Annotated in this window: 19 protein-coding genes; 6 read left to right on the top strand and 13 right to left on the bottom strand. The window is 65.2% G+C overall.

Annotated elements, in window-relative coordinates:
* Positions 1-52: 52 nt before the first annotated feature.
* From SALB1_RS09325 to SALB1_RS09310, 4 genes are all read left to right on the top strand, one after another.
* Positions 53-1,510: an NAD-dependent succinate-semialdehyde dehydrogenase gene (locus tag SALB1_RS09325; RefSeq protein WP_109993613.1), complete on the top strand. Its 1,458-nt coding sequence runs from the start codon at positions 53-55 to the stop codon at positions 1,508-1,510.
* Positions 1,511-1,533: 23 nt separating this feature from the next.
* Positions 1,534-2,787 carry a diaminobutyrate--2-oxoglutarate transaminase gene (gene ectB, locus SALB1_RS09320; protein ID WP_109995362.1) on the top strand — a complete coding sequence of 418 codons (1,254 nt, stop codon included), beginning with the start codon at positions 1,534-1,536 and terminating at the stop codon, positions 2,785-2,787.
* A gap of 61 nt (positions 2,788-2,848) precedes the next feature.
* Entirely contained in the window at positions 2,849-3,592 is a 744-nt protein-coding gene (locus tag SALB1_RS09315; protein ID WP_109993612.1) for a DUF429 domain-containing protein, read from the top strand.
* A gap of 201 nt (positions 3,593-3,793) precedes the next feature.
* Positions 3,794-4,699 (top strand): ribokinase, encoded by a 906-nt coding sequence (locus SALB1_RS09310; RefSeq protein WP_109993611.1) that lies wholly within the window; start codon positions 3,794-3,796, stop codon positions 4,697-4,699.
* 627 nt (positions 4,700-5,326) lie between these two features.
* On the opposite strand, the gene SALB1_RS09305 is transcribed toward SALB1_RS09310, so the two are convergent.
* From SALB1_RS09305 to SALB1_RS09270, 8 genes are all read right to left on the bottom strand, one after another.
* The gene (locus SALB1_RS09305) at positions 5,327-6,076 is read right to left on the bottom strand and encodes a triose-phosphate isomerase family protein (RefSeq protein WP_109993610.1); all 750 of its coding nucleotides are present in this window, start codon (positions 6,074-6,076) and stop codon (positions 5,327-5,329) included.
* Between the two features lie 39 nt (positions 6,077-6,115).
* On the bottom strand, positions 6,116-6,598 hold the full coding sequence (locus SALB1_RS09300) for a ribose-5-phosphate isomerase (protein WP_109993609.1): 483 nt from the start codon (positions 6,596-6,598) through the stop codon (positions 6,116-6,118).
* Positions 6,595-8,337 carry a dihydroxyacetone kinase family protein gene (locus SALB1_RS09295; RefSeq protein ID WP_109993608.1) on the bottom strand — a complete coding sequence of 581 codons (1,743 nt, stop codon included), beginning with the start codon at positions 8,335-8,337 and terminating at the stop codon, positions 6,595-6,597. The genes SALB1_RS09300 and SALB1_RS09295 overlap by 4 nt, the downstream gene beginning before the upstream one ends.
* 76 nt (positions 8,338-8,413) lie before the next feature.
* The gene (locus SALB1_RS09290; RefSeq protein WP_370453254.1) at positions 8,414-9,382 is read right to left on the bottom strand and encodes a D-ribose ABC transporter substrate-binding protein; all 969 of its coding nucleotides are present in this window, start codon (positions 9,380-9,382) and stop codon (positions 8,414-8,416) included.
* Positions 9,383-9,464: 82 nt separating this feature from the next.
* A complete protein-coding gene (locus SALB1_RS09285; protein WP_199678749.1) occupies positions 9,465-10,616 on the bottom strand; it encodes an ABC transporter permease in 1,152 nt (383 codons plus the stop codon).
* A 26-nt stretch (positions 10,617-10,642) separates the two neighbouring features.
* Positions 10,643-12,181 carry a sugar ABC transporter ATP-binding protein gene (locus SALB1_RS09280; RefSeq protein WP_109993605.1) on the bottom strand — a complete coding sequence of 513 codons (1,539 nt, stop codon included), beginning with the start codon at positions 12,179-12,181 and terminating at the stop codon, positions 10,643-10,645.
* Positions 12,178-12,831: a DUF2291 family protein gene (locus SALB1_RS09275; RefSeq protein ID WP_109993604.1), complete on the bottom strand. Its 654-nt coding sequence runs from the start codon at positions 12,829-12,831 to the stop codon at positions 12,178-12,180. The genes SALB1_RS09280 and SALB1_RS09275 overlap by 4 nt, the downstream gene beginning before the upstream one ends.
* 339 nt (positions 12,832-13,170) lie before the next feature.
* On the bottom strand, positions 13,171-14,298 hold the full coding sequence (locus SALB1_RS09270; protein ID WP_109993603.1) for an alcohol dehydrogenase catalytic domain-containing protein: 1,128 nt from the start codon (positions 14,296-14,298) through the stop codon (positions 13,171-13,173).
* A gap of 445 nt (positions 14,299-14,743) precedes the next feature.
* Between SALB1_RS09270 and SALB1_RS09265 the strand changes: the two genes are divergently transcribed.
* Positions 14,744-15,727, top strand: a complete 984-nt coding sequence (locus SALB1_RS09265; RefSeq protein ID WP_109993602.1) for a sugar-binding transcriptional regulator — start codon at positions 14,744-14,746, stop codon at positions 15,725-15,727.
* A 24-nt stretch (positions 15,728-15,751) separates the two neighbouring features.
* On the opposite strand, the gene SALB1_RS09260 is transcribed toward SALB1_RS09265, so the two are convergent.
* The 4 genes from SALB1_RS09260 to SALB1_RS09245 all read right to left on the bottom strand — a co-directional run bounded on the left by SALB1_RS09260 (position 15,752) and on the right by SALB1_RS09245 (position 21,341).
* Positions 15,752-16,969 (bottom strand): TraB/GumN family protein, encoded by a 1,218-nt coding sequence (locus SALB1_RS09260; protein WP_109993601.1) that lies wholly within the window; start codon positions 16,967-16,969, stop codon positions 15,752-15,754.
* A gap of 322 nt (positions 16,970-17,291) precedes the next feature.
* Complete coding sequence (locus SALB1_RS09255; RefSeq protein ID WP_109993600.1) at positions 17,292-17,819, bottom strand: response regulator transcription factor; 528 nt, start codon at positions 17,817-17,819, stop codon at positions 17,292-17,294.
* Positions 17,816-19,102 carry an ATP-binding protein gene (locus SALB1_RS09250; protein WP_109993599.1) on the bottom strand — a complete coding sequence of 429 codons (1,287 nt, stop codon included), beginning with the start codon at positions 19,100-19,102 and terminating at the stop codon, positions 17,816-17,818. Before SALB1_RS09250 ends, SALB1_RS09255 begins: the two co-directional genes overlap by 4 nt.
* Before the next feature lie 88 nt (positions 19,103-19,190).
* Positions 19,191-21,341: a TonB-dependent siderophore receptor gene (locus tag SALB1_RS09245; protein WP_109993598.1), complete on the bottom strand. Its 2,151-nt coding sequence runs from the start codon at positions 21,339-21,341 to the stop codon at positions 19,191-19,193.
* Between the two features lie 127 nt (positions 21,342-21,468).
* Between SALB1_RS09245 and SALB1_RS09240 the strand changes: the two genes are divergently transcribed.
* Complete coding sequence (locus SALB1_RS09240; protein ID WP_158590695.1) at positions 21,469-22,353, top strand: metallophosphoesterase; 885 nt, start codon at positions 21,469-21,471, stop codon at positions 22,351-22,353.
* Between the two features lie 26 nt (positions 22,354-22,379).
* On the opposite strand, the gene SALB1_RS09235 is transcribed toward SALB1_RS09240, so the two are convergent.
* A complete protein-coding gene (locus SALB1_RS09235; protein WP_370453236.1) occupies positions 22,380-23,861 on the bottom strand; it encodes a methyl-accepting chemotaxis protein in 1,482 nt (493 codons plus the stop codon).
* Positions 23,862-23,873 lie beyond the last annotated feature (12 nt).

Raw genomic sequence — 23,873 nt, 5'->3', positions numbered from 1 at the left:
TGCAAATTGGTAGCGTGATACATCTGGACCTTCAGATCACGAGCGCGATTTAATGTCCGACTATCAGGCACTCATGCACGAAGCCGCCTACATCGGCGGTGAATGGCGTCAGGCCGGGCCCGACGAGAAAAATCCCGTCCGCGACCCGGCCAACGGCGAACTGCTCGGCCACGTGCCGGCGCTGGACGCCGAACAGATGGACTCGGCGATCGATGCCGCGGCAACCGCCTTCGAGGCGTGGCGCCACACCGCCCCACTGACCCGCGCCGATCGTCTTCATGCCTGGTACCAGGGCATGCAGGACAACCGTGAGGCGCTGGCGCGGCTGATGACCCTCGAACAGGGCAAACCGATTAACGAGGCCCGCGGCGAAGTCGATTATGCCGCGAGTTTCTTCCGCTGGTTCGCCGAAGAAGCCCGCCGCATCCGCGGCAAGACCATCCCCGCCGAGGACCCGACCAAGGCGATCGGAACGGTCGAGGAGCCGGTCGGCGTGGCCGCCGTCATCACGCCGTGGAACTTCCCGCTGGCGATGATCACGCGCAAGGTCGGCGCTGCGCTCGCCGCCGGCTGCACTACGCTGGTCAACCCCGCCACCGAGACCGCCTTCTGCGCGCTCGCGTTGGCCGATCTGGCCGAAAAGGCCGGGCTCAGCAACGGCGAATTCAATGTCGTGCCCGGCTCGGGCAAACAATTCGGCGAGCGCGTCTGCGCGGATGATCGCGTTCGTGCGTTGTCGTTCACCGGTTCGACCGCGGTCGGCCGCAAGCTGATCGAGCAGAGCGCGGCCACGGTCAAGAAGAACGCCATGGAACTCGGCGGCAACGCGCCCTTCATCGTCTGCGAGGACGCCGATCTCGAGACCGCCGTCGAGGGCGCCATCGCCGCCAAGTTCCAGACCACCGGCCAGGATTGCGTGGCCGCCAACCGCATCTTCGTGCATCGCTCGATGTATGACGACTTCGTTGATCGCTTCGTTGCGAAGATGAACGCCATGCCGGTCGGCCACGGTCTCGACGAGAACACCGAGATCGGCCCGCTCATCCACGCCGATGCCGTCGAAAAAGCCCAATCGCTGGTCGACGACGCCCGCGAGCGCGGCGCCCGCATTATCGGGCGCGATCAGTCCGACGCCCCGGGCGAGAATTTCTTCATGCCCACCGTGGTCGCCGATTTCACCTCGGCCATGCGCGTGGCCGCCGAGGAGCAATTCGCCCCGGTGGCACCGATCGCACCGTTCGACACCGACGACGAGGCCCTGGCCGCCGCCAACGACACCATCTATGGCCTGGCCTCGTACGTGTTCACGCCCAGCGACGCCCGCATCCGCAAGTATCTGCGCGGGCTGGAGTACGGCATGGTCGGCATCAACACCATGGACATCACCGGGCCGCACGTGCCGTTCGGCGGCGTCAAGCAATCCGGCCTCGGCCGCGAAGGTGGCCATGTCGGCATCAACGAGTATCTCGAGACGAAATACTACTGCCTGGGCAACCTGCCCGAAGTCTGAAAGAGGCAACGATCGCCATGAGCATGGACATCATCAATCGCCTGGAATCGGAAGTCCGCGGCTACGTGCGCTCGTTTCCGACCGAGTTCAAAACCGCCCGCGGCAACCGTATGACCGACGTCGACGGCCGCGAATACCTGGATTTCTTCTCCGGCGCCGGCGCGCTGAACTACGGCCACAACGATCCCGATATGGAAGCCGCCCTGCTCGACTACATCAAGTCCGGCGGCATCAACCACGGGCTGGACATGGCCACCGCGGCCAAGACCCGGTTCATGGAGACCTTCGAGGACATCATTCTCAAACCACGCAAGCTGGACTACAAACTGCAATTCCCCGGCCCGACCGGCACCAACGCGGTGGAAGCCGCGCTCAAGCTGGCGCGTAAATACACCGGCCGCTCGGGCATGATCCATTTCACCCACAGCTTCCACGGCATGACCCTGGGCTCGACCTCGGTGACCAGCAACGCCGCCATCCGCAATAGCGCCGGCGTGGGCCTGTCGGATACCACCACCGCGGCCTTCGACGGTTATTATCGCGACGGTCGCGACACGATCGCCGATCTGGAAGCACTGCTGTCGGATTCGTTCTCCGGCGTCGACAAGCCGGCGGCGGTGATCGTGGAAACCGTGCAGGGCGAGGGCGGCATCTATGCGGCCGGCTTCGACTGGCTGCGCGAGGTGGCCCGGGTCTGTCGCGAGCACGATTTATTATTCATCGTCGACGACATCCAGGCCGGCTACGGCCGTACCGGCCCGTTCTTTTCGTTCGAACCGGCCGAGATCCAGCCCGATATCGTGACCCTCGCGAAATCGATTTCGGGCATGGGCTCGCCGATGTCGCTGGTGCTCATGCGCCCGGAAATCGATGTCTGGGACCCGGGCGAGCACACCGGCACCTTCCGCGGCAACAACCATGCATTCGTCACCGGCGCCGCCGCGCTCGAGAAGTTCTGGCGCGACGACCAACTCACCCGGCACGTTACCGAGCAGGGCGAACGCATCCGTGCTCGGCTGCAGGAAATCATCGACAAGCACGACGGTTTCGATGGTGAAGTCCGCGGCCGCGGTTTCTTCATCGGCCTGGACTGCGCGGTGCCGGACCACGGCAACGCCGTAACCAAGCAATGCTTCGAGCGCGGGCTGATCATGGAAACCACCGGCCCGGGCGATCGCGTGATCAAGGTCATGCCGCCGCTCATCAGCACCGCCGAGGATATCGACGAAGGCCTGGCCATCATCGACGACGCCATCGGGGCGGCCCTGGCGGCCTGACGGTCACAGGCGACCGACCCTACGCCGTCGGGCCCGTCATCGCATCCGCTAAACTGATGCGATGACGGGCCCGAACTGTATCGGCATCGACGGCTGCCCTGCCGGATGGGTCGCCGCCACCCCGGACGGCGTGTTTCTCCGGCCGCGGCTATACGATCTGCTGCAAACGCTGGGCGTCGTCGCCGAGCGCGATATCGTGGCCATCGACATGCCGATCGGCCTGGCCGCCGCCGGCAAGCGAGCATGCGACATCGAAGCCCGCCGTCTTCTGGGCGCCGCTCGCGGCAACAGCGTGTTCCCGACCGCCACCCGGGGCGCGGTTTACGCAACGACCGCCGGGCTCGCTTTGCGCGACGCGCATGCCAGGGCCAGCCGTATCAACATCGACAACGACGCGGGTGGCGTATCGGCCCAGGCGTTCAACCTGTTCGGCAAGATTCGCGAAGTGGATGCGTTGCTTGCCGATCAGCCGGCGTTGCGCACGAGCGTCCACGAAGTGCATCCCGAACTCGCCTTTGCCTGCTGGAACGCCGATACGGGCGGCCCGCTGCGGCCCATGCCCCACCCGAAGAAATCCGGCCTCGGCGCCTACGATCGTTTGCAACGCGTGTTCACACGCTACAGCCGTGCGCACTTCGAACACTTCAGACAGAAACACCGTGTCGGCCACGCCGCCGATGACGACATCGCCGACGCCTATGCCGCGCTGTTCTCGGCCGAACGCATCGCCGCCGGCATCCACCGGAGCGTGCCCGAACATCCGCCCACGGACGAACACGGCCTGCCGATGCGGATTTGCTATTAGGGGACGATTACCGTTTGCGACGAAACCGAGTGCAGCGCACTTACCGGCGCCGACGGCGGCGATCATCACGCGATGACTGCCGATACGCTCGCAAGTATGGTCGAATAGGTCCGCTCAACCTCGCCAACTGAATTTCATGACAGCATTCGAAATCCGCCGCTCCGCGATCCACTCGTCGTCCCCAGTCGCCGGAGACCGCCCATGATCGTGGTCGCCGGCAGTGCCAACATCGATCTGGTCGCCCGTGTCGCGCATCATCCCGAGCCGGGCGAGACGCTGATCGCCTCCGGCTATGCCGTGCATCAGGGCGGCAAGGGCGCGAATCAGGCCGTGGCCGCCGCGCGGCTGGGCGCGCCGGTGCGTTTTCTTGGTGCGGCCGGCGATGACGATTTCGGCGATCGGATCGTGGCCGATCTGGCCGCCGAGGGCATTGACGCCGACGGCGTGCAGCGCTTTCCCGGCAGCAGCGGTATGGCTCTGATCACCGTCAACGAGGCCGGCGAGAACCGGATCGTGGTGGTGCCCGGGGCCAACGGCGAACTCGACGGCTCGCGCGACATGGCCGGCGCCATGGGCGGCGCGAACGTGCTCCTTGTGCAACTCGAAACGCCGACCGCGTTCGTTAATGCGGCGCTGAGCGCCGGTCGGGCGGCCGGCGCCGAAGTGATCCTGAATGCCGCGCCCGCCGCTCCGCTCAAGGCTTTCGAGATGACCGCCGTGGACTGGCTGATGGTCAACGCCGGGGAGGCCGCTTTTCTGCTTGGCGAGCGCGAAGGCGCGAGCCGCGACCAGACCGTCGATCAGGCCGCGCGCCTTGCCCGGCAGTACGATATCGGCGTGATCGCCACCCTCGGCGCGGACGGCGCACTCTGGATCGGCCGCGATGGCAGCCGTGGCCATGTCCCCGGCCGGCCGTGCACGGTGGTCGATACCACCGGCGCCGGCGACACCTTCGCCGGGGCGTTCGCCGCCGCGCGGCTGGAAGGCCAGTCGGTCGAGGATGCAATCCGCATGGCGGGCGTCGCCGCCTCGCTGTCGGTGACGGCCGCCGGCGCACGGGCCGGCATGCCGGATCGCGCCGCCGTGCGCGCTGCCATGGGCGACTAAAAGCGTTCTCCAGAGGCATTTTGTCCGCAGATCGACGCAGATTCACGCAGATGGAAGACGGAGCCTGTTTGCGCTGGTTTTATACTGTACTCGGGCAGGTTATTAACCCGGCACAAAAATAGATGATTTTTCGGGTTAATAGCGCGAGTATGCGACCGCATGCTCGCCGCGGCCATCGGCCGCGAAGCCTTTGAAAATAAAAGACGGACAGGCGCCGGCTTTTATTTTTGAAGGCGTTGAAAACAGCTGATGAAGTCAGCTGTTCTGATGCCGGATTAATAATAACCGGACGGCTCTGTATTGCATCCCGTTACGCAGCGACGGAGAGGCGCAATGGCGACGGGTGTCCGGCGCACGGCGCCGGGGCGGCCAGCCTGTCTGAGCGTCGCCAAAGCCACGTGAGTTCTGGCCGCATCCCGTCGGCATTGTGCGTCGGAGTGAACCGGCGTAGCCGGCGCTGTGTCGGGTGCCCTTCTTTCGGTTACCTTTCTTGGGCAAGCAAGAAAGGTGACTCGCGCATCAGCGCGAAACCCCGGCCAGTCAAAGGCTTCCAGAGCAACAACGCACTGAACGATCTCGCATTTCATTGCCTGCTGAGATTTGAATCACGGCTCACGAAAAGATGCTCTAGCCGCTCAGATCTGCGGCCTCGTCGAGAATAGCTTCGAAAGCCGCCGTATCGTGGGCGAAGCGGCCGAGGAACAGCCCGTCGACCGCCGTGCCAAGTTCGGTCAGCGTGCCCGGTGCGGCACTGCCGCCATAGACCACCGGCACATCGCTCTGGCCGGTCCGCTCGAACAGGCCGGCCTTGATGCCGCGGGTGACTTCGGCCACGTGCGCGGCGCTGGCCGCTTCGGTTTGCCCGATCGCCCACACCGGCTCGTAGGCGATGACCATCGGCGTCGGCCGAGTCAACTCGGCCAGCGCGGCGGCTAGCTGGTTGGTGCAGCAGTCGATCGCCTGATCGACCGGCCTGGCCTCGGACTCACCGATACACAGCCACGGCGTGAGGCCATTGCGTACCGCCGCGACCACCTTCTTCGCCACGATGGCGTCTGTCTCGCCGAACACACGACGGCGTTCGGCATGCCCGATCTCGGCGTAGGTACAGCCCATATCGGCCAGATCTGCGCCGCTGACCGCGCCCGTGTAGGCGCCGCGGTCCGCCCAGAACAGATCCTGGGCGCCAAAGGCTACGGGCGAGCCGGCGCAGGCCGTCATGGAGCGTTCCATGGCCGGAAGGGAGGGAAAGACGATCAGTTCGACCGCGCTCGAGCGGACCGCCGGATGCCGGTTGGCAATCGCGGCGGCGGCCGCGCACCACTCACGTGTACGCGACCGGTCGAGATACATCTTGAAGCTGACGCCGATATGCATTGCAGTTCAATGGTTGTGCAAACCGGCGCTCATTGTCGCCTACTCGACGGGGCTGGCGTCGCCGGTTTCCTCGTATTGCTTGATCACGGCCACTTTCTTCGCCGACGAGGAGTTCTCGTCGAAACGATAGGTCAGCCATTCGCGGGCCAGCTTACGGGCCAGCTCCAGCCCGATCACGCGCTCGCCGAAGCACAGCACCTGGGCGTTGTTGGACAGCACGCCGCGCTCGACCGAGTAGCCATCGTGCGCGGTGACCGCGCGGATGCCGGGCACCTTGTTGGCCGAAATCGCCACGCCGAGCCCGGTACCGCAGATCAGCAACGCCCGGTCGGCCTCGCCCGCGGCGATCTTCTGGGCCGCGGCGATGGCGATGGTCGGGTACGGCGTCTTGGCCGCCTCGGCAACGCCCATGTCCTCGACCGAGGACACGGTGTCGCTGGCCTGCATGTCAGCCTTGATCGCTTCCTTGTAGCGATAGCCGGCCTCGTCGGAACCGATGATGATTCGGAGTTTGTCGCTCATGCTGCGTCCTCATGCAGGGATTCGAGGGTGTCGGCGACGGCGGCGACGATCATCGCGAACGAAATCGCACCCGGATCGGGGTGGCCCACGCTCTTGTCGCTATGGTTTTTGGCCCGGCCCTTCTTCGGCGCCAGGTCGGCGGTCGCTTCGGCGGCGTGCTGCGAGGTCTCGGCGGCACCGCGCCAGGCTTCGCGCAGATGGGTGCCGGAGCGCACTTGTTCGGCCAGCGTGTCGGCGAACGGCTTCATCGAGTCGAGCATGGTCTTGTCGCCCATCTCGGCGCCGCCGAGCCGCATGATCGCGTCGGTGGCGTCAACCACGCCGGCGGCCACCGCGGGCGCGGCCACGCGGTCGTCATCGCCGATGCGCGCGCCCACACTGCGCAGGCCGAGGCCCCACAGCGCGCCGGAGGTGCCCCCGGCCTCGTTGGCCCAGGCATCGCCGGCCCGCATCAGGACAGTGCCGGCGCCGCAACCTTTTTCAACCGCGCGCCGCGCGGCGGCCAGCGCGGCGCGGGCGCCGGTATCCATGCCGATGCCGTGATCGCCGTCGCCGGAAATGGCATCGAGCTGGCCCAGGCCCTCGGCCTCGGCCTCGATCCGGGCCTGGATGGCCTCGATCACGGCCAGCATGCCGGCCGCATCCGATTTGGAATCGGCGCTGGCCGGCGGGGTTTCCTCTTCATGGGCGGCGGCCAGGTCGGCCTCGTCGCGCAGCTCGCCTTCCAGCGCTACGCCACCGCGGCAGTACGCCGGCGTGGTGGCCGGTGCCGTCCAGGCTTTCTCCAGCGCCTCGTCGAGCCAGAACAGCGTGAGCGACACGCCGGCCATCTCGAAACTGGTGACCAGCTCGCCGACTTCGGGCTGCACGAGTGTCAGGCCGGCATCCTCCAGCCGCTCCGAAACACGTTTGTACAGCACGAACAGTTCTTCGTACTTGACCGAGCCCAGGCCGTTGAGCATTACGCCCACACGCGGCGAGCCAGCCCGGGCGACGCCGCCCGGGCGCTCGTCGAGCAGGCGGTCGACCAGCATGTCGGCCAGGTCCGACGCGCTCGGCATATCGACTTCCTCGATGCCCTGCTCGCCGTGGATGCCCATGCCCACGCCCATGCGCCCTTCGGGCACCGTGAACAGGGGCTGTTTGGCACCGGGCAATGTGCACCCGGAAAACGCCACCCCGAACGACCGGGTACGATCGTTGGCATGGCTTGCGAATTGGTAGACCTCGTCCAGCGACTTGCCCTCGGCGGCAGCCAGTGCGGCGGCGCGGAACACGGTCAGATCACCGGCAATGCCGCGACGTTCGCTGGCCTTGTCGGCGGGGCCGCTGCAGATGTCGTCGGTGACGGCGAAGCAGCGACAGGCAATACCTTCCGCCTTCAGGCGTTCCTCGGCGATGCCGAAGTTGAGCACGTCGCCGGCATAATTGCCGAACGACAGCAGCACGCCCGAATCGGAGGCCGCGGCCTTGGCCACGGAATAAATCTGTTGCGCCGACGGCGAGGCAAAGACGTTGCCCATGGCCGCGCCGTGCGCCAGCCCCTGGCCCACCAGCCCGGCGAATGCCGGATAGTGGCCGGAGCCGCCGCCGATGACCACGGCGACCTGCCCGGGCGGGGTTCGCGTGGCACGCACCACACCGCCGGGCACGCGGCGCACCAGGGCTCGGTTGGCGGCCACGAAACCGTCGATGCTTTCGTCGACGAAGTCGGCGGGCTGATTCACCAGATAAGTCATCAGTGTCTCCTTATCGAAAACGCGCGAGCCATTACGGCCCGCGCGTTCATTGCAGCCGTTACCCCCAAGGGGTTGATTACTGCATGCTCTTCAGGGTAAACGGCGCCACATAGTTGCCGATGTTCTTCTTGGTGATCAGGATGCAGTCGAACAACTGCTTCTCATGATCCACGCCGGTGCTGCCGGTCTTGATGTAGTGATTGGCTTCGTCGACCGCCTTTTTGGAAAACACGGCCACCGGCTGTAGCACGGTGTAAGCCATTTCACCCTTCTTGATGGCGTCGATGGCCGCGGGCGAACCATCGAAGCCGCCGACCGTGACCTGGCTGAGCTTGCCGGCCTGCTTGAGCGCAGCGATCGCGCCCAGTGCCATTTCATCGTTACCACTGATCAGGCCGGTGATGTTGGGATGCGACTGCAGCATGCCCTGCATCTTGTCGTGGCCCTGGGTACGGTCCCAGTTGGCGACCTGCGAGGCCACTTCCTTCAGGCCCGGATACTGGGAGAGCACAGTGCGATAGCCATTGGACCGCGTCGCCGCGTTATTGTCCGACGGCGCACCCTTGAGTTCGACGTACTTGGCGTGCGTACCGACGGCCTTGACCCATTGCTGGGCACCCAGGGCGGCACCCTGTGCATTGTTCGATACCAGCTGTGCCTTGGCCAGACCCTTCTGGTCGATCTCGGCATTCACAAGGAACACCGGAATATGCGCTTGAACCGCTTTCTTGACCGAACCGATCGAGCCCTTGGCGTTGGCCGGATCGAGAATGATGGCTGCCGAGTGGTTGGTGATCGCGGTGTCCACCTCGTTACGTTCGGTATTGGTGTCACCGTGATGGGCCACCACATTCGCCTTGTAGCCCAGCTTGCGGGCTTCCTTCGCCGCCACCTGACCTTCCGTCTGCCAGTAAGGATTCGATGGATCGTTGACGATGATCGTCATCAGCTTGCCGTTGCCATTACCCGAGTCTGCGGCCGAAGCCGTGGATATCCCGGCACAGGTGGCGAATGCGAATAGAACACTCGCCGCCAGCATTGTCATTTTCATGCGTTGCATGCTTATCTCCTTGTGTAGTGATTATTCCCGCCGTTCAACCAGCGGTTTTGTCAGGGACGTTCTGTGCCTACGATTCGCCCGTCGACGTCCCCAACGACGAGGCCGGATTCACCGGGTTGTGTTGACTCGCGGCCGCCGCCGGCGTGCCGCCGCCATCGGCGGATGCGGAGGTGCGGGGTTTGCGCCGGGCCTTGTATTCGATCGAATTCAGGAGCACCGCAAACACGATCACCACCCCGGTAAAGACCATCTGCCAGTAATTGGACACGCCCACGATGACCAGGCCATCCGACAGGAACCCGATCACGAAAGCGCCCAGGAGCGTGCCGCGGATATTGCCGACACCGCCGGCCAGCGCAGCACCGCCGATCACCACCGTGGCGATCGCGGTCAGTTCATACGTGGTACCTGCGGTCGGGCCGGCCGAGGTCAGCTCCGATGTCAGTACGAGACCGGCGATGGCCGCACAGATCCCCGACATGACGAACACCAACACCGTAACCCGGTTGGTGGGCACGCCCGACAGGCGCGCCGCGCGTGCATTCCCGCCTGTCGCATAAAGCCAGCGACCGAAGGCCGTTCGATTGAGCACCACGATGAGTACAATCGCCACGGCGATCATGATCAATATGCCGACCGGCACCTGCAGTATTGTGTTGAACCCGAGCCAGTCGAGGCCGGTATTGCCCAGCGACGCCTTGCCGCCGAGATTGTTGTAGGTCAGGCCGCCGGTCATCAGGAGCGCCACCCCGCGTACCGCATAGAGCGATCCCAGCGTGGCCACAAATGACGGCACCCTGAAATAGGCCACCAGTACGCCGTTGATCAGGCCGACCAGTGCGCCGACCGCACACACCAGGACCACCACGACCCAGATCGCGGGATATAGCGTGACCCCGCCGATATCGACGCCGTGGATGAAGAAACCGGCCATCACGCCGCACAGGCCCAGCGTCGAGCCGACCGACAGGTCGATGCCGCCGGTGAGAATCACCAGCAACATGCCCATGCCCAGCAGACCGAAGATGGCCACATGGGAGGTCATGGTCAGCAGGTTGTTGAAGGTGAAGTAGTTCGGCGAAAGGTAGGAAAAGACCGCGATGATCGCGATCAGACCGAAAAAAGCACGTCCTTCAAGGAGCAAGCCGATGGGATCGAAGCCGCCCGCAAACAGCCCGCCCTTGTCCTTCGTCATGGTTTGACCGCGTTTATCGCTCATGATTCTGAATTCCTGATCCGTGGTGCTCAGGCGGCGACGGATTCGCCGGAGGCCGCCATGATTTGTTCCTTGGAGACGTCTGGACCGAACTCAGCCACGATACGGCCGCGCGCCATGACGAGAATGCGATGGGCGATGGACAGACACTCGTTGACTTCGGACGTCGAAAACACGATCGCCGCGCCCTGTTGTGCCCGCTCGGACAGCAGCCGAAAGACCTCGGCTTTGGCGCCGACGTCGATGCCGCGACTCGGCTCATCCAGCAGGATGACGCTGGGTTGCGTGATCAGCATCTTGCCGATCACCACTTTCTGCTGATTGCCGCCGGACAAGGAGCCGATCATGGCCTCCGGCCCGTCGGTCTTGACCGTGACATCGTGAATCGCCGCATCGACCAGGCGTTTTTCGGTGCGCGGCGACAGCAGCATATTGCGCACGAAGGCACCAATACTGGCCAACGACAGATTCCGCCCGACCGTCATGGTCTGCACCAGACCGTCGCGCTGACGGTCCTCGGGCACCAGACAGAGCCCGGCACCGATACGCTGCGCGATCGACAAACCGGAAACATCACGGCCACCGAGCAAGACGCGACCGTCGCTGATCGGGCTGCCACCGGCGAGGGCTTCCAGCAATTCGGTGCGACCGGCGCCCATCAGGCCATAAATACAAACGATCTCGCCGGCGCGTACGTCCAGCGAAAGATGATCGACCGCCAGACGGCCACTCGCCGTGGCATCCGAGACCGAAACGTCTTCGATTGACAGGGCGACATCGCCGAAACCGTAGCCGGTCGGCGGAGACCCCAGGTCGAAGTTTTCGCCCACCATCTTGCGCACGATCCAGGGCAGATCGATGTCCGCGCGTTGGGCGTGGGCCGTCATCGAGCCGTCGCGCAGCACCACCGCATAGTCGGTGATCTCCAGCGCCTCTTCGAGATGGTGCGAGATGTAGACCAGCGCCACCCCCTTGGCCGTCAAATCCCGAATGACCTTGAACAGCACCTCGACCTCGGTGGCCGACAGCGCCGAGGTGGGTTCGTCCATGATCAGTATGCGCGAATTCACGGACAACGCGCGCGCAATCTCGACGATCTGCTGCTGACCGACGCGCAGCTCACCGACCAACGTCAGTGGATCGATGTCCTCCTCGAGCTCAGCCATCAGCGCCGCCGCCTGGCGCGCCTCTTCGGCGTAGTCGACGCCGCGGTTACCGCGCAGCTCGCGGCCCATGAAGATGTTGTCGCGCACCGACATATTGGGCGCGAGCGACAGTTCCTGGTGGATGATGGAAATACCGCGGTCGCGCGCATCCACGGTCGAAGCGAATGTGACCGGCTCGCCGTCGAGAATGATGCGGCCTTCGCTCGGCTGCTCGACGCCTGACAGGATCTTCATCAGCGTCGACTTGCCTGCGCCGTTCTCACCGAACAGCGTCGTCACCGTACCGGGATAGATATCGAAATCGACCCCCTTGAGGGCACGCACACCGCCGTAGCGCTTGTGCACGTCGCGTGCCGACAGAATGGCCTTGCCGTGCTTCTGCGAGATGGCTTGATCGCTCATGACCCGACCTTGAGTTTGACTGGCGTGACCAGCCAGTTGTGCGGATTGATCAACTGAAACGCGCCGACCACGTGGACCGTCTTGCCCGTCAGATGATCGCGATCAAGCCCGGACAACACCTGCTTCTTCATGGCGTTATTGATGCCGGCCGCCGCGTTCTGATACTGGATCTGGTTTTCGAAGTCGCCGAATCTGATCCCGCCGGCGCCGTCACGCAGGGTCGTTCCAATGATGGCCGGCCCGGTCTGCAGACGAATGGTCAGATCCTGCGGCAGCCCCGGGACCTTGATATTGAACACACCCTCGTCGCCCTTGCCGACCACGCCGGAAAACTTCACCGACATGATGGGCCCGATATCGTTGGGTACGCCGTACTTCTTGACCGCGGCGCTCTTGTCTTGGGCCAACGCCGCTGCCAGCTGCGTTGCCGGTGCCGCGCGCTCGCTGATCTTGGTGCGTACCTTGGGAAACTCCTTTTTGCCGTAGGCCGCCTGCGAGAACTGCTTCGGCCCGGCGGGGCCCTCGCCCTGTCGCACGACCTTGGTATCCAGCCCCATGGCAATCAGCACGCCCAGGCCCACAACAATCAGGACAATCTTGCGCCCGCTCCAAACCTTTCGGGACGCTAGACCGCTCGTGGCTGTACTCATGCAGAATCTCCATAATCAATGCGTTGTGCACTGCCGGACGCGCACTTGCTGGGCGCAGACCGCCACGCGACCGACGCCCTGCCGCCGCCCATGACCCGCAGGCCGGACTCGGCGGTATAACGGCTATCAGAGCGTGTGCGGGGGTGCGTTTTCACGTTGGTCTTGGGGGGTGCCGCGGTCTGAATCGGCATCCCGCACGGCCGTTTGCTGGTTGCGCACGCCTGTCTGCGGCCAGCAAGCAGAACAAGCCAGCGCTGCCGACATCCGCCGGCGCTGTCGCGCCCGGCGGACGTGTGAATTCGCGCCCGGCCATAAACACCTGATCGAACCCGCTTGCGCCTAGTGATGTGGGTCCAGCGCCACCTTCATCGATTTCTCGCCGCGCTCCATCACTTCCAGTGCCTCGTGGAACTTCGACATCGGATAGGTGTGGGTGACCACGCCGCGCATGTCGAGCTTGCGGGTGGCGATGAAGTCGATCGCACGCGGATAGGTATACGGGCCGAGATGCGAGCCGAGCACGTCCAGTTCCTTGCGGTCGCTGATGATCGACCAGTCGAGGGTGACCTCGGAGCCGAACACCGAGAATTCCACGAAGCGGCCCAGCTTGCGCAGCATGTGGATGCCCTGGTTCACCGCCTTGTGATAACCGGTGGCCTCGATGTAGATATCGCAACCGTAGCCGTCGGTGATCGACTTGATCTTCTCGATCACGTCTTCCTCGGCCGGGTTCCATACTTCATGCGCACCCAGTTGCTTGGCGAACGCGGCACGCTCGGGCTTGAGATCCAGCACGATGAGTTTCTTCGGGTTGGACAGCGCGACCTGGCCGATGATGCCCAGCCCCAGCGTCCCCGCGCCGGCGACCACCACGACGTCGTCAGCGGTCACCTGGGCGCGGTCGGCGGCATGCAGCGAGCAGGCCAGCGGCTCGACCAGCACGGCCTCCTCGGCCGGCACATGATCGGGTACCTGGTGCACGATGCCTTCCTTGGTGAAGATCATGTACTGGGCAAAAGCGCCCTGCACGTTGTTCTGGAAGCCGTACAGATCGTGCTTTTCGCACATCCAGTACTGGCCCCGGTTGCAGTAGCGGCAGTCCCAGCAGGGCACGATCTGCTCGGAGATCACGCGATCGCCGATCTTGACGTTCTTGGCCTCGCCCGCGCCCTCGCCGAGGGCGACCACGCGGCAGACGAACTCGTGCCCCGGAATCATCGGCGGCTTGACGTAGCGTGGCTGGGTGTCATCGCCCCAGAACGAGGGCGCGCCGTGATAGACCTTCACATCCGACATGCAGATGCCGACCAGTTCCACCCGGCACAGAATCTCGCCCGGGCCGGGGGTGGGCACCTCGACTTCCTCGAGCCGGTAGTCCCCCGGCGCGTAACAGACGACAGCCTGCATGGTCTTGGGAATGTCGCCCGCCTGGGCGGCGTCTTCGGGACGATCGATAACATCAGACATGACGGCTGACTCCTCAATATGACTTTCGCGCCGCGGGGCACGCCATCGCCGGTTTTCATCCGCTGCGCCGGGACGCCATCGGCGCCCGCCGCGGCCCACTTGCCTGTCGCAAGTGCCCGGGTTCCGGCTTTCGTGAATGAACATATGATCATTCACAGTTCATTTGTTTATCCGTGATCGATCATATTGCGCCCATATCGGCCGGTCAACGCGAAAACCCTGTTTATGACCCTAGACTTTGGTCGATAAGACCTAGGTCTTAAATCTCTGTATAAACTTAAATATAGCGGCGTCATACCCCGTCATGCTATTGGACAAACCGGCGTGCCGCCGTAGGATGAATGTCTAGTGCATATGTACACTGATCGAACATATGATCGCATTGGCTTCGACACAGATCGTTCGAACGTACGAGCCGAGGCAGACGAGGTGAAAGACAAAATCCATGTCCCCCGATGAACTGACCGAGCTGGCCAAGCTCTACCACATCGACGGCTGGACCCAGGAAGAGCTGGCCAGCCGATTCGAGATCTCCCGCGTGAAGGTGGGGCGTCTGCTCAAGCGTGCGGTCGCCGAGGGCATCGTGGAGATCCGCGTGCGTCTGCAGCATCCGCCGAACACCACCGCGGCGCTGGAAAAAGCGCTGAAGGAACGCTTCGACATCCGGCGAGCGATCATCTCCGTCGATCACAAGGATCCGGAGCGCCAGCGCGAGCTGCTGGCCGGCCTGGTCGCGCGCTATCTCGATCAGTCCCTGACCGAAACCAGCGTGGTCGCGGTCGGCATGGGACGCAACGTGAGCGCGGTACCGGAGCAGGTGGTCTCGAACCAGCGCCGGCACTGCAGTTTTGTCTGCGCTATCGGCGGCTCCTACCGCGGTGGCGAAGCCATGAATTCGGACCAGATCTGTCGGCACATGGCGATGCGCTTCGGCGGCGAGAGCGTCACCCTCTATGCCCCGGCCATCGTCGCCGACCCCCAGATCCGGGATGCGCTACTGGCCAATGACACGGTGCGCCAGTCGCTTAACAAGGCTCAGCATGCGGACGTGGCGGTGGTCGGCGTCGGCGATATTCTCGAAGACAGCAACATGGTCCGCATGGGCTGGTTCACCAACGAGGAGATCTCCACACTGCGCCAGCTCGGCGTGGTCGGCGACATCATGGGCTACGACTTCATCGACATCGACGGCAATCTGGCCGAAACGCCACTGATCGGCCGCGTGATCGGGCTCACCATCGAACACCTGCACGATATTCCGGACGTGATCGCCATGGCCAGCGAGCCAACCAAGGTGACCGGCATCCTCGGCGCGCTGCGCACCGGCGCGATCGACACCCTGGCCACCACGCAATCGATCGCCCAGACCGTGCTCAATCTCGCCCAGGCGACCGACAGTGTGGCCGCCCGGAGCAGCGCGACCTCCTGAGCACGCCGCGCCGCACGCCGGTGTTCAGGCGCCGATGAGCTGATCGACGATCCGAAAACCGGCAATCCAGGTACCGGCGGCCGAACCGATGGTCGACAACAAGAACACGAGCAACACGCGGGAAACACGGTTGCGCCACCAGCCGCGCACCGTAGTGACGTCCGATTTCAGCGTCGAGAAATCGCCGACCCGCGGTTTGCGTATCCATAGCTCCACCGCAGCGGTCACCATGCCGGCGCCGATGGTGGGATTGAGCGAGGTCAGCGGCGATGCCACGAATCCCGCCACGACGGTCAACGGATGCGCCAGCGCCAGCGCGGCACCCACGGCGCACAGCACGCCGTGGATCAGAAACCATTCCGCGACCAGATGCCAGCCCAGATTCGGGCTATGGGCGAAGCCGAGCCCGAAACCGGCCAGCACCAGCGCCACAATCACCCAGGGAATCCATTTCACCCAGCGCGCGCCGGCCGGCACGGTATCGAGCGTGGCCACGCGCTCGGCCGGCGCCGCCATGCCGCGTTCGAGATAGTTGGCCAGACCCTTCAGGTGGCCGGCGCCGACCACCACCAGCGTGGTGCCGGGGGTATCGGCCTGCATCAACAGCCGGGCGGCCATGTACTGATCGCGCTCGTCGATCAGCGCGGCGTGCATGTGTTCGGACTGCTCCGCGAACTCGTTGAAGGTCGCTTCGAGCATGTCGCCTTCCTTGAGCTGCTCGATGTCCTCCTCCTTGATCTTGTTCGACGAGACCAGGCTTGCCGCCAACCCCATGAGCACCGACGCGCGCTGCCACCAGGGGATGCCGCGATAGACCCGCTTGAGCGTGATGCCGATATTGCGGTCGACCAGCGTCAGCGGGGTATCCGCCGCTTCGGCGGCGGTGATCGCAGCCCGCATCTCCGCACCGGGCTCGATGCCGAACTGGTCGGCCAGCCGCTGCTGGTAGGCGCCAAGCGCCAGATTGGCCGCCACCATGCCGGCCTGGCCGCTCTTGATTACCGCGAACAGATCCATATCCGCCATTTCGGACTGGCGGGTCAGCGCGGCATGGCGCGCGTCGCAGAGTTCGATCGCCACCCGGTCGTAGTCGCCGCTCTCGATCTCGGCGCGCACCTCGTCCGCACTCGCTTTCGACACATGGGCGGTGCCCAGCAGCACGAAACGGCGCTCGCCACGGGTGACGATGCGGCGGGGCCCGGCCTCGGTTGCGGGCGATGTCGGACTCGACGACTCGGACATAAACGCGATCCAGCAGCAAAAACAGGCGGGCGCCCCGCATCAGGCGCCCGATTGTCGCCGCTGCGGCGCTCAGCGTCCACGCTCGACGGCCACCGGGGCCCCGGACAACGGTTCGACCCGATTCGCACAGGCGTCGCGGGCCCGGGGGAGCGGGCCAGACTCATTCAATCGTCGTCGCTGGTAATGAGCTTGTAGGCAACCCAGCCGAGGAAACCGAAGAACGGCACCATGGCCGCCGCAAAGATGAAGATCCCGATCATGATTCACCCTCCCGAATCCGGGCGCGGTTCGACGCGCCACTGAAACATTGTCGCCGGCGTCGTCATTCAGCGACCGGCTTCTTGGCCAGCTTGCGCTGTAGCGTGCGCCGGTGCATGCCCAGCGCCCGTGCGGTGGCCGAGACGTTGCCGTCGTGTTCGGCCAGTACATGCTGAATATGCTCCCATTCGAGCCGGCGTAGCGAGGTCGGAGTGCCCGGCGGATCGACCGGATCGTCGGTGACGCCGTCCTGCGCCAGCGCCGCGAGGATCTGGCGCGCGGTGGCGGGCTTCGGCAGGTAGTTGAACGCGCCGCGCTTGATCGCCTCGATCGCGGTGGCGATGCTGGCATAGCCGGTGAGCATGAGGATGCGCAGGTTGGCATCGGCGGCCAGCAAGGGCTCGATCAAGGCCAGCCCGCTGCGCTCGCCGAGCCGCAGATCCACGATGGCGGCATCGAAATGGCCCGGCGTGACCGCCGACAGCGCCGCAGCCGGCGTATCGGCAGCGGTGGCGACGTGCCCGAGCCGCTCCAGCGCACGGGCGAGCGTGCGCGTGAACACAACATCGTCATCCACGATCAGCAACCTCATGCCGCGTCTCCTGTCGCGTCGTCCGGCGTCAGCGGCTCGAGCGGCAGCCGCACCCGTGTACGCGTGCCGCCGTACGACGAGGCCGAAAAATCCAGCGTGGCATCCAGACGGGCCAGACTCGCGCGCGCCAGCGTCAGCCCCAGGCCCATACCACGCGACGGGCGCGCGTTCTTGTCGGCAACGGTTTCAAGACCGGCGCCCGGGTCGTCGATGATCAACTCGAGCAGCCGCTGCTCGCAACGCCATGTCAGCCACAGGCGCTGATCCCCCGCCGCAATCGCCGCATCGGCGGCATTGTCGAGCAGATTCGCGAGCGCCTGGGTCAGTGCCGGATCGTTGCGGATGGGCACCGCCGTCAGCGCAGTGCGCCCGGTCTCGGCCAGATCGATCTCCGGCCGGCGCATTTGCCAGTCCGCGACCAGATGCTCGGCATAGGTGGATAGCGGCGTAACCGACTGCGCTCGCGGATCCCGGGCCACGATCAAGCGCCGCAGTTCGGCCGCGCACAGCGCGGTCTGGCTGCGGATGATGGCGATATCCTCATGCACGTCGGGCGGCAGATCCGGATGCTCGGAGACCGATTCGGCCGCGACCGCGATCGTCGACAGCGGCGTATTCAATGCATGGGCCGCGCCGGCCGCCACGGTGGCCACGGAGACAACGGCGTCGTCGCGCATCAGCCGCTCGCGTTGCCCCGCCAGCTCGCGTTCGCGCGCCCGCAGCACCGCCGCCAGCACCAACAGGAAACCGCAAAGCAACGCCGCGGCCAGCAGAAAATTGATCCACATGCCGATGACGTGGCGCTCGAAGCCGACCATGGCTTCCGGGTCGTGGATTCGTGCCAGATAACGCAACAGCAGCGCCGTATAGGCCGCCACCGCGAGCAGCGTCACCGCGATCGCATCGCGAATCGACAGAATCGTCGCGGCCAGCGCCACCGGCACCAGAAACAGCGAAACAAACGGATTGGTCGCCCCGCCGAGCCCCCAGAACAGCGTGAACAGGGCCAGCGTGTCGATCACCAGATGGGCGACCAATTCGAGCGCGGACGGGGACGGGGACGGGGACGCGGCGTAGCGCAGGCGCCAGACCACGACGAGATTGAACGCCAGCAGCAGCACGGGCAAGGCCCACAGTGCCGGCGGCAATGTACGCCCGGCCACCGCCATGAGCAGCAATGCCAGGCCGACCAGCGCCACCGCCAGATAGCGCAGCCCGGCCAGCACCCGCATCACCGTAGCGGGCTCGAGCGAAAACACATGGGCAGGCAGCGTAGGTTTCATGGCCCCTCCAGCCCGGGAATGCGCACTACCCTACCGCTTGCACGCCAGCGCGCGCGAGGCGGATCTCGCGCGCCCGTTCCAGCGCCATTCAGAACGCCACATGCACCGTCGCGTGCGCATTGCGCCCGGCCCCGGGCAGACGCGCGCCCAACGGCACCGCGCTGTCGGCCACGCGATTGAAGCCGCCCATGAAATCGCGATAGCCCCGGTTGAACAGATTATCCACGCCGACTTCCACCCACAGAAGCGGGCTGGCCTGATAGCGGGCGGTGATGTCGGTCACTGCATAGCCGCCGGTTTCGGGATCGCCCAGCCGGGCGTCGCGATGCGAATCGGCGATGTGATGCGGGGCGAAGACATAGCGCTCGGACAGGGACAAGCGCCAGTCGGCGCGCTGGTAGGCCAGCCGTGCACGCATGTTGGCCGGCGCGATGCGATACAGATTGTCGCCCGTGTCGGTGCGCCGGCCCCGGGTGTAGCCGGCCCCGCCGGACAGCGTCCAGGCATTATCCAGCTTGTAGGCGGCGGCAAGATCGGCGCCGTAGATCTCGGCCCCGACGTTGGCGTACTGCAACGGCGTCGGATCGCCGTTGACGGTCGACACCATGACCACGTCCCTATTGCCCCCGGCATACGGCACGCCGGTGATGTAATCGTGGATGCGGTGGTAATAGACCTCGGGCGAGAACGTCAGCCGGCTACCGATGAAACTCAGGCCGAGATCGGCCATGTAGGCGACCTCGGGCGAAAGACGGGTATTGCCGATGGTATTGTTGCCGTCCGCCGAGCCCGCCGTGGCTTCCAGCGGGATATAGGCATAGCGCTCGGTGTAATACGGCGAGCGTGTCTTGCGTGCCAGGCCGAGCCGGGCCTGCCAGCGCTGGCCGATATCGCGCGACAGCTTGGCCACCACATCCACGTTGTTGTCGGTGTGATCGCGATCGCTGGCGGCGAAATCGGCCGCCAGGCGCTGCGCCGGCATCGGCAGCGAGGGCGCCACGCCGCCCGGCCCGGCCGCGGTATGCACGATCGTGTCGCGCACGCCGAGCTCGCCGTGCCACGGCCCGCGGATCGGCCCCGCCCATTGTCCGAACAGGCTGTAGGTGTCGCGGCGGATGTCGTCGAAGGCATTCACGCCGAACGCAGCCATTTTCGGATTGCCGACAAAAGCATCGTACTGGACCCAACTGCCGTCGAAGCCGGTCTTGAAGCTGCCACCGGCCAAGGGATGGGCGGCGTGCAGCTTGGCCGCATAGCGCTGACTGCGGGCTCGGATGTAGCGCGGATCGGGCGCATCGCCGTTGAGCGGCGAGAAGTCCGGCGCCGGGCGCAGGATGTAATTGTCCATCTCGTGCTCGACGTGGTTGAAGTCGAGCTGGGCGGTGACCTGCGTCCGCCCGATATCCGCGGTCTGCTTCAATTCGGCCAGCGTGCTACGGAAGTAATGAATATCCATCGGCAGATCCGGATTGCCGGTGTCGCCGGTGCGCTGCGCGCGCACGAAGCCGGATGTTTCGCCCCAGGCCTCGCGATGGCCGAAGTCGAGCCCGTACTGCTTGCGATCGTAGGACGAGGCCCGGAGTCTGCCCTGGGGCGTACGCAGCTTGGCGCCCTGGTCGGTCACCGCAGTCAGGCCGATACGGTTGCTGTCGTTGGCCAGGCTGGCCTGGCCGGACAGGCTGTAGCCGTCGTCGACCGATTGCGCGGTCGCTTCGCCCCAGCCGTGCAGTTCGTAGCTATCGCCGCCGGCGTAGCGACTTTGGCGGGTTCTGGCATCGACCGATGTGCCGATCGTATCGATGCTGTCCGCCACCGAGGGAATCCCGCGTGTCACCGACAGCGACTCGACCAGCGCGGCCGGCGCATAGTGCAACGGCGGATCCATCCAGTTCGGCCCGCCCGAGGCCACGCTCATGCCGTCGATACGGGTCTGATTACGATAACCCGTCAAACCGCGGAACTGGACCTGGCCCGAGATGCCGCCGTTGTCCACCAGCGCGCCACCGGGCACCTCGTTCATCGCCGCCGCGGTATCGACGGTCGACGGCGCCAGCGGTGGCTGCACGTGATCGGCCCGGCTGATCAGGCCACGCACCGCAAGCGGCGCCAGCTTCGTGGTCGGCGCACTCGCCGCCGGGGCGGCAACGATGTCCGGCTCGGGGGCCGCAGTCTGTGCCGACACAGGCGCCGCCGCGCCCAGAAAAACACCGCCCCATACCGTCACCGAATAACGTCGCATGCCATGCCCCCGACTACTTGCGGAATCGGCGGCAAAACTAGCCGGGCACACGGCACGCGCCCATGCGACATATCGTCGCGGCGCCCGATCTCTTGACGGTTGGCTGTGGCGTTCTTACAACCTTCGGATGCAGATCGGCATCATCGGCGACATCCACGGCGCTTGGGACGACATCGACACCGCGTTCTTCAACGCCGCCGGATACGACGCCCTTCTATTCGTGGGCGATTTCGCCCGCGTGGTGAACGGCCGGGCCGTGGCGCGTCAGCTGGCGCGGCTGACGGTGCCAGCATGGGCCATCCCGGGCAACCACGACGCGACCACTCTGGCGCAGTTGCTCGCCGAGATCCGGGGCCGCCCCTGGGCCACACGCTGGACCGCACTCGGTATGCGCCGCCGTGTCGCCCGGCTCGCCCGCGAGCTGGGCCCGGTCACGCTTGGCGGTTACAGCCTGCATTCGCTGGCGCCCGATCTCGGCCTGTTGATCGCGCGCCCTCATGCCATGGGCGGCAACCGATTGTATTTCCGGCCTTACCTGAAAAGCGCATTCGGCGTGTCCCGCTTCGCCGACAGCCGCGACCGACTGTGCGCGCTCATCGACGCCGCACCGCGCGATCTGGTCGTGCTGGCCCACAACGGCCCGGCCGGGCTCGGGGCAGATCCTACCGACCCATTCGGCTGCGATTTCGATCCCGGATTGGGCGATTTCGGCGATCCCGATCTGCGCGATGCGCTCGTGCATGCCCGTGCCACCGGTCATCGCGTGCATGCCGTCGTCGCCGGCCACATGCACCATCGCAGCAAGCACAGCGGGGCCTGGCGCCGCACCTGGGCGCACCACCACGACACGCTCTACCTCAATGCCGCACGCGTGCCTCGCATCGAGGACAACGGCCGCCGGCGCCATCATGTCCAGCTGACCCTCGATGCCTGCGGAGTCCGGGCCGCAACGGTCTGGGTCGACGACACGGCCCGGGTCATCGAGCACCTGCCCCTGGTCATCACGAACTGACAAGCAATGGCCCGGGCCCGTGAGGCTCAGACCGCGAACTGCTCGATGCCCGCGGCCTCGTGGGTTGTTTGCGCCGCGCGCCCAGCCGGTGCGGCTTCGCCGCGCGCCTCGCCTTCACTCAGGCGAAAGGACGCCAACAGCGCATTGAGTTGCGCGGCCTGGTCACGCATCTGCTCGGCCGCGGCGCTGGTCTGCTCCACCATGGCCGCATTCTGCTGGGTGGCATTGTCGAGCTCGGTCACCGCGGTGTTCACCTGACCCAGGCCCTGGTTCTGTTCGCGGGCACTGTCACTGATCTGGCCGATGACTTCGGTCACCCGCTCAACGCTGGCCACGATCTCGTTCATCGTCGAGCCTGTGGTCTGCACGATTTCCGCGCCGGATTGGCTACGGCTCACGGCCGTCTCGATCTGCTTGCGGATATCCCCAGCGGCATTGCTGGCGCGGCTGGCCAGCGCGCGCACTTCCTGCGCCACCACGGCAAATCCGCGCCCGTGCTCGCCTGCCCGGGCTGCCTCGACCGACGCATTGAGCGCCAGGAGATTGGTCTGAAAGGCGATATCGTCGATCAGCGTGGTGATCGCCGAGATCTCGGAGGCCGAGCCGCCGATCTCTGCCATGGTCTTTTCCATGTCACGCATGGCGTCGGCGCCGCGGCGGGCGATCTCCATGGTCGACTTGGCGAGCGTATTACCCTGATCCGCCGCCTCCGACGTGTTGCCGACCGTTGCGGTGATCTGCTCCATGGCGGCCGACGTTTCCTGCAGATTGGCCGCCGATTGCTCGGTGCGGGAGGCCAGCGCATGGCTGCCCTGGGCGATCTCGCCCGACGTGGTATGCACGCTGCGCGTGCTTTCCCGGACCGAGCCGAGGGTGCGGTCGATACGTGCGATGAAGCGGTTGAAATGCCCCGCCAGATCGCCGATTTCATCCGACCGCGTGACGGCGATACGGGCCGTCAGGTCGCCGTCGCCGTCGGTGATTTCCTTGATACGGGCAGTCACACGACGAATCGCCCGCGACATCATCAACGGCCCGATAATCGCGATCAGCGTCGCTACGCCCGCCACAAGCAACGAAAATATGCCGGCCAGCAGTTGTTCGCGCCCCACCTGGGCGAATGTCTGGGCCTGGAGCGTCTTGATCTTGGCCTGGATCGCTTCACCGCCCGCGTTGTAGAGCGAGCGCAGATCCTGGAACGCCTGGTCTGAAACGCCGTTGAGCTGCGTTATCGCCGCCGCACGATCGCCTTTATCGTAGAGGTCGAAGATCTTCTGCGACGTCGACTTCCAGTGATCGTAGCGCTGCTGAAAGCCATCGACCGACGCCAGAACGCCGGGGTGCCCGGCCATCGTCTTCATGAATTTTTCCATGCGATCGTAGGCCTGTTGCGCGTTTTCGCGGTAATCCGACAGCGCGCCTTGGGCGTCCTTGGAATCCGGCGCGAGATTCAGATAACTCAATTCGGCTACCCGCGCCTGATACAGATCGCGATCGGCATTCAGCACGAGGCTCGTGGC

The sequence above is a fragment of the Salinisphaera sp. LB1 genome, assembly GCF_003177035.1.
GTDB lineage: Bacteria > Pseudomonadota > Gammaproteobacteria > Nevskiales > Salinisphaeraceae > Salinisphaera.
The sequence above is the reverse complement of the archived record's forward strand: the minus strand, read 5'-3'. Positions and strand labels throughout refer to the sequence as shown.